At 55.6% G+C, this 13,308-nt stretch carries 15 protein-coding genes and 1 tRNA gene; 7 read left to right on the forward strand and 9 right to left on the reverse strand.

Features of this window, described 5'->3' with window-relative positions:
* The first annotated feature begins 81 nt into the window (after positions 1-81).
* Both Q0K10_RS14880 and Q0K10_RS14885 read left to right on the forward strand, forming a co-directional pair.
* The gene (locus Q0K10_RS14880) at positions 82-1,731 is read left to right on the forward strand and encodes a hypothetical protein (RefSeq protein WP_294508685.1); all 1,650 of its coding nucleotides are present in this window, start codon (positions 82-84) and stop codon (positions 1,729-1,731) included.
* 144 nt (positions 1,732-1,875) lie between these two features.
* Positions 1,876-3,483, forward strand: a complete 1,608-nt coding sequence (locus tag Q0K10_RS14885) for an ATP-binding cassette domain-containing protein (RefSeq protein ID WP_294508688.1) — start codon at positions 1,876-1,878, stop codon at positions 3,481-3,483.
* Between the two features lie 94 nt (positions 3,484-3,577).
* Here Q0K10_RS14885 and rplQ read toward each other — a convergent pair whose 3' ends face one another.
* From rplQ to Q0K10_RS14915, 6 genes are all read right to left on the reverse strand, one after another.
* Positions 3,578-4,042, reverse strand: a complete 465-nt coding sequence (rplQ, locus tag Q0K10_RS14890) for a 50S ribosomal protein L17 (RefSeq protein ID WP_366943026.1) — start codon at positions 4,040-4,042, stop codon at positions 3,578-3,580.
* A gap of 2 nt (positions 4,043-4,044) precedes the next feature.
* Positions 4,045-5,061, reverse strand: a complete 1,017-nt coding sequence (locus tag Q0K10_RS14895; RefSeq protein WP_294508691.1) for a DNA-directed RNA polymerase subunit alpha — start codon at positions 5,059-5,061, stop codon at positions 4,045-4,047.
* Between the two features lie 159 nt (positions 5,062-5,220).
* Positions 5,221-5,667 (reverse strand): 30S ribosomal protein S11, encoded by a 447-nt coding sequence (gene rpsK, locus Q0K10_RS14900; RefSeq protein ID WP_294508694.1) that lies wholly within the window; start codon positions 5,665-5,667, stop codon positions 5,221-5,223.
* Between the two features lie 87 nt (positions 5,668-5,754).
* Positions 5,755-6,153, reverse strand: a complete 399-nt coding sequence (gene rpsM / locus Q0K10_RS14905; RefSeq protein ID WP_294482953.1) for a 30S ribosomal protein S13 — start codon at positions 6,151-6,153, stop codon at positions 5,755-5,757.
* Positions 6,154-6,198: 45 nt separating this feature from the next.
* Positions 6,199-6,315, reverse strand: a complete 117-nt coding sequence (gene rpmJ, locus Q0K10_RS14910; RefSeq protein ID WP_106054617.1) for a 50S ribosomal protein L36 — start codon at positions 6,313-6,315, stop codon at positions 6,199-6,201.
* Entirely contained in the window at positions 6,312-6,851 is a 540-nt protein-coding gene (locus Q0K10_RS14915; protein ID WP_294508698.1) for a hypothetical protein, read from the reverse strand. Before Q0K10_RS14915 ends, rpmJ begins: the two co-directional genes overlap by 4 nt.
* Between Q0K10_RS14915 and Q0K10_RS14920 the strand changes: the two genes are divergently transcribed.
* The 5 genes from Q0K10_RS14920 to Q0K10_RS14940 all read left to right on the forward strand — a co-directional run bounded on the left by Q0K10_RS14920 (position 6,819) and on the right by Q0K10_RS14940 (position 11,033).
* A complete protein-coding gene (locus Q0K10_RS14920) occupies positions 6,819-8,264 on the forward strand; it encodes an amidophosphoribosyltransferase (protein WP_294508701.1) in 1,446 nt (481 codons plus the stop codon). The genes Q0K10_RS14915 and Q0K10_RS14920 overlap by 33 nt on opposite strands.
* Before the next feature lie 25 nt (positions 8,265-8,289).
* Entirely contained in the window at positions 8,290-9,123 is an 834-nt protein-coding gene (speE, locus tag Q0K10_RS14925) for a polyamine aminopropyltransferase (protein ID WP_294508703.1), read from the forward strand.
* Positions 9,124-9,239: 116 nt separating this feature from the next.
* The gene (locus Q0K10_RS14930) at positions 9,240-9,797 is read left to right on the forward strand and encodes a UvrB/UvrC motif-containing protein (RefSeq protein WP_294508706.1); all 558 of its coding nucleotides are present in this window, start codon (positions 9,240-9,242) and stop codon (positions 9,795-9,797) included.
* On the forward strand, positions 9,775-10,851 hold the full coding sequence (locus tag Q0K10_RS14935) for a protein arginine kinase (protein ID WP_294508708.1): 1,077 nt from the start codon (positions 9,775-9,777) through the stop codon (positions 10,849-10,851). The genes Q0K10_RS14930 and Q0K10_RS14935 overlap by 23 nt, the downstream gene beginning before the upstream one ends.
* Before the next feature lie 105 nt (positions 10,852-10,956).
* Positions 10,957-11,033 (forward strand) — tRNA-Val (locus tag Q0K10_RS14940).
* A gap of 488 nt (positions 11,034-11,521) precedes the next feature.
* On the opposite strand, the gene Q0K10_RS14945 is transcribed toward Q0K10_RS14940, so the two are convergent.
* The 3 genes from Q0K10_RS14945 to Q0K10_RS14955 form a co-directional block, all read right to left on the reverse strand.
* The gene (locus Q0K10_RS14945; RefSeq protein WP_294508711.1) at positions 11,522-11,920 is read right to left on the reverse strand and encodes a hypothetical protein; all 399 of its coding nucleotides are present in this window, start codon (positions 11,918-11,920) and stop codon (positions 11,522-11,524) included.
* Entirely contained in the window at positions 11,917-12,783 is an 867-nt protein-coding gene (locus Q0K10_RS14950; RefSeq protein WP_294508715.1) for a hypothetical protein, read from the reverse strand. The genes Q0K10_RS14945 and Q0K10_RS14950 overlap by 4 nt, the downstream gene beginning before the upstream one ends.
* Before the next feature lie 97 nt (positions 12,784-12,880).
* The coding region (locus Q0K10_RS14955) for a hypothetical protein (RefSeq protein WP_294508718.1) at positions 12,881-13,308 on the reverse strand (428 nt) is incomplete at its 5' end.

Raw genomic sequence — 13,308 nt, forward strand, 5'->3', positions numbered from 1 at the left:
GAGGATTTTACTCAATTCAAACTCGTAAAAAATTGAGTTTTTCCCGGCATCGAAGTGGAATTTTATCATAGGAGAAACAATATGAATTCCATCCAGAAGTGGTTGTCGTCGGTTTTTCTTGCCGGTTCCGCGCTCTTTGCCGCGGCAAGCGCAGAGGCTCCGGCGGTCAAGGCCCCTGTTACACGTGTGGCTCTGTTCAAAAACGGCTATGCACTGGTCGTGCGGGAGGTCGCGTCCGCTCCGGCGGATCGCTTTCTTCTCGATGAATCGATTGTTCCGATTCACGGGACGCTCTGGTTTGCGCCGGGCGATGGGCTGAGCGTGACCGGAGTAAGTCGGTCGGGAAAGATTCCGAACCGCAATCCGTTCGCCGATCTCACTGCAAGTTATGAAAATCTCGATGTGACCGTAACGTTGAAGAGTTCCGGCAGCGAGGCGTCACGCATCATTACCGGAACACTCGTCCGGCTCGGGGAACCGCCATCCGCCGTTCCGCCGCTTCCGCAGCAGCCGAGTGTCTGGCATGGCGGGCGGAGTCCCGGGGAAACTGCCGCTCAGGGAACCGGATTTCTCGCGGTGCGGCAGAAGGATGGCTGCCTTGTTACATTCCGGGCATCCGAGGTCGCATCGATCGAATCCACAGGTATCAATTCCGAGATCCGGGAACAGAAACGGATGCTGCTCGTAAACCGCGCCGGTATGGCGGGCAAGCCGCTTGTTTTCAGTTATCTCGCGCATGGATTGACCTGGGCTCCCGCCTACCGCATCGCACTCGGGCCCGAGGCGAAACTGCGGATCGACCAGTCCGCGACCATCATCAACGACCTCGAGGATCTGAAGGATGCGGAGATCAGCTTTGTCTCCGGCTTCCCGAACCTGCAGTATGCCGGAGTCGCGAGCCCGTTGGCCTCCGGAATGACGTTTCAGACGTTTTCACAGCAACTCAACCAGATGGAATACGCTCGGCTGAACGGACAACCCTGTGTGCTTGGCCAGGTGGTGATGAAGAACTCCTTTGCCCGCAATGAGACAGCCGCTGTTTCCCCGCTGCCGGAGTCGGGGGCGAGCGAGGATATTCACTTCACGTCCGGAGGAAAAGTGTCGCTTGCGAAGGGGGATGTGTCGTATCGGACGCTTGCGGAGGCGACCGCCGATTACGAACGGCTCGTGGAATGGGAGATCCCCGATTGGCGCAACGAATGGGGCGTGCTCGAACGGAATTTCAACCGCCCGAACGGTGACGGGAATCCCGACGGTGATTTGTGGGACGCGGTTCGTTTCAGGAATCCGTTCCCGTCGCCCATCACCTCCGCTCCGATCGAGATCGTCGATGGAGAAAAGCTGCTCGGTCAGAGCACGATCCAGTGGGTCAATCCCGGTGATGACGCGCTTGTGCGGATCACGAAGGCGCTGACCGTGAGCGGGAACCGGATCGAAACCGAAGTTCCGGGCAAACGCGAACTCATCACCATCGGAGGCTGGAACTATCGTTGTCCCGTGGTGGAGGGTACGGTCACGCTCCGCAATTTCCGGTCGAACGCGGCGAAAGTCGTGGTTAAACTCCGTTTTTCCGGTGAACTGCTCTCCGCGGACGGGAGTCCGAAGAGCCGTCTGCTCGAGACCGGCGTTTACAGCGTCAACCCGCGCCGCGAACTGGTCTGGGAACTCACGCTAGAACCCCGTAAGGAAGTTGCGCTCCCCTACCGCTACCGCGTGCTCGTGCGCGACTAGAATGATTTTGGCGCCGGAAACCTCCCCCCGTTTGCAAGCCGGGAGGTTCTTGGCGTTTGGAAAAGTGGAAATGCGGCGTTTGCGGTGCTATATTAATTGAATTCGTCTTTTTGATATTCACCAACAAGGGAGTTCCCTCGACAGATGATCGCAGCATCCGGCATCTCCATGCGTTTCGGACAGCAGACGCTCTTTGAAAATGTCTCGGTCAAATTCGTCCCCGGCTGCCGTTACGGCCTCATCGGCGCGAACGGTTCCGGAAAATCGACCTTCATGAAGATCCTATCCGGTCAGCAGCAGTCCACCTCCGGAACCGTCTCGATCGACAAGGATTGCCGCATGGGATTCCTCAAACAGAACCACTACGACTACGAGGATGTTCCGATCCTCGACGTCGTGTATATGGGCAATGAGGAGCTCTGGAAAATCCACCAGGAGCGCGAATACCTTTACAGCAAGGTCGACCTGACTCCCGAGGAGGAGGAGCGCGCCAACGATATCGAGGGTCTCTTCGCCGACGCGGGCGGCTACACCATGGAGGCCGACGCCGCCAAACTCCTCGTCGGGCTCGGCATCCCCGAGGAGAAACACACGCAGCCGCTCTCAAGTCTCACCGGCGGATTCAAGCTGCGCGTACTGCTCGCTCAGGTGCTTTTCTACAATCCGGATATTCTGCTGCTCGACGAGCCGACCAACCATCTCGACATGGCCAGCATCGACTGGCTCTGCAATCTGCTGAAAAATCACAAGGGAACCGTCATCGTCATCTCCCACAACCGCTATTTCCTGAATGAAGTCTGCACCCACATCGCCGACCTCGACTATCAGGAGATCCGCCTCTTCACGGGCAATTACGACGACTTCATGACCGCCAACGAACTCGCGCTTGAGAAAATGCGGCGCGAAAACGCCCGCAAGGAGAGCCGCATCTCCGAACTCAAGGAGTTCATCAACCGTTTCGGTGCGAACGCCTCCAAGGCGCGCCAGGCCACGAGCCGCCAGAAGGAGCTCGACAAGATCCAGCTCGAGGAGATCAAACCTTCGAGCCGCGTCTCCCCCTTCATCCGGTTCAATCCGCAGACCCGCCTCGGCGAGAAGGTCATTTCAGGAGAGGGGCTCTCCAAGACCTATGAGAGTACGCTCTTCGAAAACTTCAATCTCACCGTCGGCAACGACGAGAAGATCGCGATCATTGGAACCAACGGCGTCGGTAAAACCACGCTGCTCAAGATCCTGTTGAAACTCATCGAGCCCTGCTCCGGTTCCATCGTCCACGGGGAGACTGTCGAGTTGAGCTACTTTCCGCAGGATGCCTCCGAGATCCTGAATATGGAGGATCGTGCGATCGAATGGCTCGCCCGCTACTCCCCGCGCGAGGGCATCACGGAGCAGGAACTGCGCTCGTTCATGGGCAAGATGCTCTTCTCCGGAGATGAGGTGAACAAACCTGTGAAGGTTCTTTCCGGCGGCGAAAAGGCGCGGCTCGTGCTCGCCAAGATGATGCTCGAAGCCGGCAACGTCCTCGCGCTCGACGAACCGACCAACCACCTCGACCTGGAATCGATCGAAGCGTTGAACTACGCGCTCACACTTTACAAGAACACCATCGTGTTCGTGAGTCATGACCGCGAATTCATCCGCAGCCTCGCCACCCGGATCATCGAGATAGCCGATGGGAAGATCACCGATTTCCCGGGCACGCTCGCCGAGTTCGAGGAGTTCAAAAAACGGCGCGCCCGCGCTTCGCGCTGATTGCTCCGCCCATTCGTCCGCCCGGAAACTCCGGGCGGAAAAAAAGAACCCCGATGAAATCTTCACCGGGGTTCTCTTATGATCCGCTTGCCGCTTATTCAGCCTTGGCTTCCTCGGCCTTGGGCTCTTCGGCTTTCGGCTCCTCCGTTTTGACCTCTTCGGCCTTCGGAGCGGCTTCCTTTTTCTCGGCCTTGGGCTCAAGCTGCTCCTTGACGAGCTGCAGGATGCACAGTTCAGCCGCATCGCCGCGACGGACACCGAGCTTCAGGATCCGGGTGTAACCGCCATTGCGATCTTTGTAAGCCGGGGCGATTTCGTCAAACAGCAGTTTGACCGCATCCTTGTCACGCAGTTTGGCAACCGCGAGACGGCGACGATGCAGATCGCCCTTCTTGCCGATGGTGATGAGTTTCTCAGCGAAACGGCGCGCTTCCTTTGCCTTCACCAGCGTCGTCTGAATCTGACCGTTGGTGAACAGGCTGCTGACCATGTTGGCCAGCATCGCGCGGCGGTGAGCGCTGGAACGGCCGACTTTGAACGTATGAACTCTATGACGCATAATTATTTGCTCTCCTCAGCTTCGGACCGGACCCGGACCGATTCCGCTTCGAGCGCGGTCATCAGCCGATCGCTGAAGGTCATCCCCAGCTCAAGCCCGAGTTTTTCAATTTTTTCCTTGATTTCATCCAGCGATTTCTTGCCGAAGTTCCGGTACTTGAGCATCCGGCTTTCGGATTTCGTGCAGAGCTCGCCGATCAGCTTGATGTTCGCGCTGTTCAGGCAGTTCATCGCGCGGACCGAGAGATCCAGAATTTCGACGTCGTGCGACAGAAGCTTGAACATCTTCGCTTCTTCATCGGTCAGAACCACATCCTTCTCAACCACCTGAGTCCCCATGAAGGGCTGGAGGTGATCGCGCAGAATCCGGGCGGCCTCTTCGAGCGCCGCCTGCGGGGTGATGCGTCCGTCCGTCCAGATTTCCAGCTCAAGGCTGTCCATTTCCGTCTCTTCGCCGACGCGTGCCGCGCCGACCTGATAGTTCACGCGGGTCACGGGGCTGAAGAGGCAGTCGACCGGAATCGTTCCGATCGCGCGGGGCACTGTATTCTTTTCCGCGGGCAGATATCCCTTGCCTTTGATCACTTCGATTTCGGCGCGGAACGGCAGCGACTTGTCCAGCGTGCAGATGAGCTGCTCGGGATTGAGCACCTCGACCGTGCTGTCGCAGACAATATCCGCGGCGGTAACCGGGCCGGCTTTGTCCTTGCGGATCTCCAGGGTTTTCGGGCCGTCGGCGTGAAGATTCAACCGGACGCACTTCAGATTCAGCACGATCTCGGTGACGTCCTCAAGCACGTTGTCGAGTGCGTCGAATTCATGCTTCGCACCATCGATGCGCACCGAGCAGATCGCCGCTCCTTCCAGCGAAGAGAGCAACACCCGCCGCAGCGAGTTGCCAAGCGTATGACCGTACCCGCGCTGAAATGGCGCCGCGATGAACTTGGCGTAATTCTCAGTAGAACTCGCATCATCGACGATGATCGACTTAGGCATCGGAAAACCGATCGCAGCAGTCATATTTTTCCTCCAAACTTGATTATGCCAGCAGGCATTCTTATCAAAAAAACGAACAACCGGAGAGTTTCTCCATCGGCCGCTGATTCCAATTCTTCATGCGGCGGAACCGCATACAAACCTCAGACGGCCGGGGCGGAACTCCCACCCGAACCCGTCGGGTCAGACCCGGCGGCGTTTCGGAGGACGGCAGCCGTTGTGCGGAACCGGTGTAATGTCTTTGATCGAGCTGATTTCAAGCCCCGCCGCGGCAATCCCGCGGACGGCGGATTCACGGCCGGCGCCCGGTCCCTTGATCCGGACTTCGACCTCTTTCATGCCGATGAGCTGCGCCTTCTTCGCGGCGTCTCCGGCGATCACCTGCGCCGCATAAGCGGTGCTCTTGCGCGATCCCTTGAACCCGTTCTTGCCGCCCGTCGACCAGCAGATCACGTTTCCGTGCAAATCCGTGAAGGTCACTTTCGTATTGTTGAACGTCGCAAGCACGTAGGCGATACCGCTCGGAACGAAGCGGCCGCTCTTGCCGCGCTGCTTGACGACCGGCGTGGTGGAAGCCGCCGCTTCGGCGGTCGCTTCCGCGACTTCGGTTTTTTTCACTTCTTCAGCCATAATATGTCTATTTCCTGTTTATGATCTCAAATTCATCGAACCATCCGGGATCATGCGGCTCTGCCGCCGTGCCGGAACATTGCCCTATCAGCCTTTCGCGGCCAGACGACGCTGGGTTTTATCGCGGATTGCGCCGATTGTGACCTTCTTGCCCTTGCGGGTGCGGGCGTTGGTCTTCGTCCGCTGGCCGTGCACCGGCAGATTGCGGCGATGACGAATTCCGCGATAGCAGTTGATCTGCTGCAAACGGCGGATGTCGGCTGCAATCATGCGCCGCAGATCGCCTTCCACGACGATGTCGTTCTGCAGAATCTTCGTGATCGCGGCGATCTGATCCTGGGTCAGGTCTTTCGCCTTGAGGTCTTCCGGAATCTGAACCTTCTCGATGATTTCGAGCGCTTTCGCCGGGCCGATGCCGTAGAGATAGCGCAACGAATACGCAATGCGCTTGTTGCCCGGGATGTCCACACCAATGATACGAGGCATAACTCTTGTTCCTATTCTGTTAAATTTTACGCTTGTGAAGCGGAATCAACCCTGACGCTGCTTGTGGCGCGCATCCCGGGAGCAGATGACCCGGATCGTGCCGTTGCGCTTGATGATCTGGCAAAATTCGCATCTGCGCTTTACCGACGCTCTGACTTTCATGACCTTTCCCTCACAATTGAAAGCGATGTTCCATATACGACAAAACACAAACACGGTACCCCTCCCTCCGTTCGATTTCCAGTTTTTGCCGTCATCGAACCAGGGTTCGCGGTGCCGAGCCTGTCACCTTTTTGCCGGTTACGCCTCCACGAGCGGTGGAATTTGCGATATGGAAACGCTCCAGCATAATTTTGTTCAAATAAAATAGCATCCCGGAAACGAAAAATCAAGCCCGTTCGTCCTTCCCGGAAACTTTTTTCCGAAAAAAACATCCGATGTGAAAAATACCCCGCTCCTTTTCCCGTTTTCATATTGACTTCATCGCATTTCGCCTGTAAATTATATGCCGGACGGTTTCGATTCTGGAAATCACGGAATCCCGTCGTTTTTTGCGCGGAACTCCGGGCGGTTGTGTCCGGCTGATCCTGCTGTTTCCCGGCCGGACGGCGCTCGATGCGGTTCCCGCGAACGTTGTTCAACCACATAATCTTCGGGGAAAAACCATGGGCGGATTTTTCGGCGTCGTCGCAGACCATGACTGCGTCTGCGATCTCTTTTACGGGACAGACTACCACTCTCATCTGGGAACCAAACGCGGAGGGCTGGCGGTCTGCGACCGGGAAGGGCGCATCACACGGAGAATCCACGATATCACCAACGCACAGTTCCGGTCGAAATTCGACGATGAGATCGACAAGTTCCTCGGCCGCGCCGGAATCGGCATCATCAGCGATTACGAGGATCAGCCGCTCATCATTTCGAGCAAATTCGGCAACTTTGCGATCGTGACGGTCGGCAAGATCAACAATATCAATGCGATTGCCGAGTCCGCCTTCAAGGCGGGCATCAGCCACTTCTCCGAGTCGAGCGACGGCGAACTCAACCCGACCGAGATCGTCGCAATGCTCATCAGCCGCAAACAAAGCATCGTCGACGGGATCCGGTACGCCCAGAACATGATCGACGGCTCCTGCTCGATCCTCTTGCTCATCGAAGGACGGATCTATGCCGCCCGCGACCGGTTCGGACGTACTCCGGTCATGATCGGCGAAAAAGCCGGTTCCTTCGCCGTCACGATGGAGACCACCGCGCTTCCGAATCTCGGCTATCATCTCAAGCATGAACTCGGTCCCGGCGAAATCGTTGAAATCACCGAAAAGGAGGTCATCCAGAAACACGCCCCCGGCGGCACCACGAAAATCTGCACCTTCTTCTGGGTTTATTACGGCTATCCGTCCAGCAGCTACGAGGGGATCAACACGGAGTCCGCACGCTATCGCAACGGCGAAAGCATGGCTGCGGACGATGCCGAAACACTTCCGGAGATCGACTCGGTCTGCGGCATTCCCGACTCCGGCATCGCTCATGCGATCGGATACTCCAATGCCGCGGGCAAGCCTTATCGGCGCAGTTTCGTCAAGTACACTCCGACCTGGCCGCGCAGCTTCATGCCCCAGAATCAGTCGGTCCGCGATCTCATCGCCCACATGAAACTCATCCCGGTGCAGACTGAGATTGAGAACAAGCGCATGCTCTTCTGCGACGACTCCATCGTGCGCGGAACACAGCTCAAGGATCAGGTCGTGCGGCTCTATGAACGCGGAGCGAAGGCGGTCCACATGCGTTCGGCCTGTCCTCCGCTGCTTTTCGGCTGCCGGTTCCTGAATTTTTCGCGCTCCCGCTGCGAACTGGATCTGGCTGCGCGCCGCGCGATCAAGAAGCTGGAGGGGAAGGAGCCCGATGATGAGATGATTCAGCCGTACCTGGAATACAACTCTCCGAAATATCTGGCGATGGTCGAGGAGATTCGCAAGGAGCTCAATCTTCATACGCTGAAGTTCCAGAAACTCGAAAAGCTCATCGAAGCGATCGGGGTCGATCCTTCGAAGGTCTGCACCTACTGCTGGAACGGCCGCGATGTCGAGATGAAGACCGAAACATTTGAATAAAAAAACGCGTCGGGAGGCATGAAGTATGGCCGATTTCTGGGTGACGGAGGCGATGAACGGCTTCGGTATGACGGTTCAGGTGACGGAGGAGCTCTGCAGCCGGCAGTCGAAGTATCAGAAGATTGATGTTTACCAGACCTCGAAACTTGGACGAATGCTGTTGCTTGACGGCATCATTCAGTTGACGGAGTTCGATGAGTTCGCCTATCATGAGATGCTTGCGCACATTCCGCTTTTCGCCCATGAGGACCCGCGTCGGCTGCTCGTGGTCGGCGGCGGCGACGGCGGTGTGCTGCGCGAGGCGGGGAAACATCCGGAACTCGAGGTCATGGACATCTGCGAGATCGACGCGGAGGTGATTGAAACTTCGAAACGGTTTTTCCCCGGCATTGCCTGCGGCTTCGAGGATCCCCGCGTGCATGTCCATATTGCCGACGGCAGTGAATTCATTCGGGACAAGGCGGGGTATTACGATGTCATCATTGTCGATTCGACCGATCCGGGCGGCCCGGGAACTCCGCTCTTCGGCGAGCGTTTCTACCGGGACATGAAAAAGGCGCTGCGTCCGGGCGGCGTGATCGCGACCCAGGCGGAGTCTCCCTATCTGCTGCCGGAGATCGTGGCGCGGTTGTGCAAGGTTTCGAAACAGGTGTTCCGTTCGGTCGGTTACGCCTCGATTCTGGTTCCGACCTATCCGACCGGGACGATCGGCGCGTGCGTAGCCGGGGATCGTGACGACATTGCGCTCCCCGCGCGTCCGGTGCCGCCGGAACTGGCGGCGAAGTTGAAGTATTACAACTCCGCCGTCCATCGGGCCGCGTTTGCAAATCCCTCTTTTGTAACGCGTCTTTTCGAGTGATCGGGGAACTTTGTTTCCTCTGCGAAAAAAGTTTTGTTTTCCGCTTGCAATATTGAACAAACGCTTTAAATTGTTAAATGAACCTTTAACAATTACTGGCAGGGGAGGTTACCGATATGTTGTGCGATATCTGCAAGAAAAACGAGGCAACCATTCATATAAAAGAGATGCACGGCGGAGAGACACACACGGCGAATCTTTGTGCTGCGTGTGCCTCCGAGAAGGAGAAGAACGGGGAATTGAGCGCGCTCGGCTTCAATCTGGCCGAAATGCTCTGCAATCTCGGGAAAATCTCGTCAGTACTCAAACCGCCGCAGGAGCAGACGCAGCCGGAACGGGCGACCGTTTGTCCGAATTGCGGCTGGACGGTGGACAAGGTACGGAACTTCGGGGGGCGGCTCGGTTGTCCGGAGTGTTACAAAGTGTTTGCGCCGATGCTGGCGGAGGCGATCAAGAATGTCCACCGCGGATCGGTTCATCTGGGGAAACGGCCGCAGTCGGCATCTCACGACGGTCGTGCGGCTCTGGAGGCCGAGCTCAACAATCGCCGGCATGAACTTGATGCGCTCATCAAGCGGGAGGAGTATGAGGAAGCCGCGGTGTGCCGCGACCGGATCAATCAGCTCAAGGCCGAGCTCGAGCAGCTGACGAATGGCGAGGTGGATCATGAATGACGACATCGATCAGCTGCTTCGCAACCGGGTGAGTTTTCTGGCGGATGCGGGGCCGGACGAGGACATTGCGATCAGTTCGCGTATTCGTCTTGCCCGGAATCTCGCCGGACACCGTTTTCCGGTGGCTGCGGATTCGGCGGAGTTGCACGGGATATGCGATGAGGTTTCGGAGGCGGCGCGGGAGTCGGGTGCGCTCGGCTGCCCGGCGTGTTTTTCCTTCGATCCGGAGAAGATGAACGAACTGGATCGGGAGTTGCTGCTGGAGCGGCGTCTTGCGAGCCGGGATTTTTTGAATCGTCCGACCGGGACGCGTTTGCTGGTCAAGGACGACGAATCTCGTTCGGTCATGATCAACGAGGAAGATCATCTTCGTATTCAGACGATGCTGCCGGGATTCCAGCTTGACGCGGTCTGGAAACAGATTGATGAGCTGGATAACCAGCTTGGTTCGCGTCTCGATTACGCGTTTGATGATCGGCTCGGGTTTCTGACGTGTTGTCCGACGAATGTCGGGACAGGCATGCGTGCATCGGTCATGCTGCATCTGCCGGGGCTGGTTCTCACGGGTCAGATCACGCCGACGATTCAGGGAATCAACAAGTTGAATCTGGCAGTGCGCGGGATCGGCGGGGAGGGCACTTCGAATCAGGGGAGTCTCTTCCAGGTTTCGAATCAGAGTACGCTCGGAGAGAGCGAGACGCAGATTCTCGAGCGTTTGAACACGGTGATCGGGCAGTTGATTGCGCATGAGAAGAACGCGCGGCAATTGCTGCTGCAGCGGGATCAATTTTCGTTGCTGGATCATGTCGGGCGTTCTTACGGGACGTTGCGTCACAGCTACAAGCTTTCGGGAGAGGAGGCGGTAAACTGCCTTTCTGGAGTTCGGGTCGGGGTGGATCTCGGTATGTTTACGGCGTTGAACATCCACACGGTGAACGAGTTGTTCATCGGGATCGGCGCGGCTCATCTGCAGAAGGCGGCGGGTCGTGCGCTGAATGCCGCTGAGCGTGATGTCTGCCGTGCGGCGCTCTGCCGTGAGAAGCTCAAAGCGTAGGGATGATTCCGGGAATTCCGGAAATGTGGTGATAACGGAAAAATTTTTGGTTTTGAGCTTGACAATCCACAGTTGTGGGGTATATTAAAAGACGTACCGATCTTCGGGCGGTTAGCTCAGTTGGTTAGAGCGCTGCTTTCACACGGCAGAGGTCACGTGTTCGAGTCACGTACCGCCCACCATTTTCAAAATTCTCCACCGACCGGTCTTCTGGTCGGTTTTTTCGTTTTGGGGGTAAATTTGAGCTCAACTCGCGTTTTGCCCGAAAGCGGAGAATCTCCACTTTTCTCTTATGAAGGTGTGTTTCAGACCTTCTCCCGGTAAATTCTCCGGGGGAGTAAAAGACCGGTCTTTTGGTCCGGAGAGCATTTTTTGACGGAAACACACGTCGAGAAGCTCGACCTTTGATCGTCAATTTTTCTCTGCTATACATTCATTTTGTAATCTTTTATTAATGTAACATGTTTATAATTAAACAATAATGCAAAAATAAACTTGCAGAGGACATGTGTTCAAAAAATCAAGAGGTCGACCCCTTATTCGTGCAATTCATAACAAAAGTCTTTTTGATTCAGAGAATTTTTCGAGTTTTGCGAAATTCGCTTTTCAGAACAAACGACCTGACGACAACATTCGGACAACATTAATCCTGTCGAAGAATATTCAACTTTTATGCTATTCCGCTTCCAGTCAACATTCTGGCGCATTGACCACCGGCGGAATAGCCGTAGAAGAACAGCGGGCGCGACGGCATGCGGTAATGCCGTTCCAGTTCGGCTGCGGCACGCTGAAGTGCAGGACCGGACCACTTCTCCGGTTCCCAATAGTTGCGGTCCCGGAAAGAGGGGGAAAGCAGAATCAGCCTGTGTCGATCAGCCAGATCATCGAAGCGGAAACGTTTCAAGGTATCGGCCCCCTTCCAGTTGCGACCGCCGAAGAGTACCATGATTGCCTGTGGCGGTTCGGAAGGCAGCCTGTATGCGAATTCGACTCCATCAACGGTTAATTCGGCTGCGGTGGTGCCGAACGTCACGAAAAAGAAGAAGAAAATACCAGTGCAGAGCTTCATTCCGCTTCTCCCCATGCCAAAGCGATGGAGAGAGCGGGCAGCAGGACTCGGTCTTCCGGCAGAATATTTTTTGCTTTCGGAGAGTCGGCGCGGTAGAAGACACCTTCCTGATCGTCGCCGATATAGGGGTAAACGGGAATATCGTTGCGGCGGGAATTTCTGCCGGTCAAATCGGCAGAACAGGCTTTATGGTAATAGGTCAGGAATTCACGCGCAAGCCGCAGTGAATCCGGCGAAACATCGTGCGGATGATTGGGGAAAGAGCGCCAGATGATATTGGTCCCCTTTTTCCGGCAGTTTTCTACGAAGTTCCGGCTGATGACATAACGGGCATGATCAGCGTCACCGCAGGTCACAAGTCCGGCCACGAAGCGCATTCGGGCTGTCGGCTCATGGAATACACCGCAGGCGTGTGACACCCAGGCACGGGTGAGCTGCGGTCGCCAGGCGGGAAACAGGTTCGAGCACTGACTTCCGGCAGAATAGCCGTAGAAGAGCAGTTTATCGGTACAGATGTTGTATCTTTTCCGGATTTGCTCCAGCGCGTTGAGCAGTGCCCTGCCGGACCACTTTTCCGGCTCCCAGTAGTTGTCGTCTTTGAAGCCCGGAGAAACGAGAAATGCGTTGTTGTCATCGGCCCATTTCCCCCAGCCGAGTCTGCCGGAGGCCATATCTTTGCCTGAACTGTTGCGTCCGCCGAAGAGAACCAGCACCCGTGACATCTGTCCCTGGCGCGGATGGTAATTTTTCGGGATCCGGTACCAGACTGTCACGAGTTCATTCTGCGGAGCGCGCGTCTTGACTGTGACAGAGGACACTTGCGGCAAGGACGCGGCGTTGAGCTGGAAACTGAGAATGCTCATGATTGTTAGAGTAGCGACTAATGTGGGATGCAGGAAAATGGAGTAGGTACATCTTCCCACCAATAATTTCTGCATGCCCCATAGAATATGCATCAATTTACGGTTCAGCAATCTGTTTAATGGTTACTTCATCTTGTGGAATCAAAGACTTATCTATAAATTCTAACTCTCTGATCACGGTAAAGTATTCGGGACCATGGCCTAATTTGAGAGAATAGTAGAAGCGTTGCTGTTGTTGCATTCGTGTTCTTAATTTACCGATCATACAGGAGAGCATTTCTGAAGATAATTCATCTTCTGCCATTTGTATTATAGAAGAAAAAACTCCTTCTGATAGAGTGAAATTATTTATGACATCCAGAAATAATTCTCCTTTTTGACTATCTGTCAAATCGGGGTTGTTTTTTAGATAAATATAAATCGCTTCATCTGCCTCAATTTTATTTTTAGAGCCAATTTCAAAAAGATTGGCTTTTTCCTGTAAATAACTCTTTTTCTCATGTGCCAAGCCCATCTTGACACATC

The sequence above is a fragment of the uncultured Victivallis sp. genome (assembly GCF_944391105.1).
GTDB lineage: Bacteria > Verrucomicrobiota > Lentisphaeria > Victivallales > Victivallaceae > Victivallis.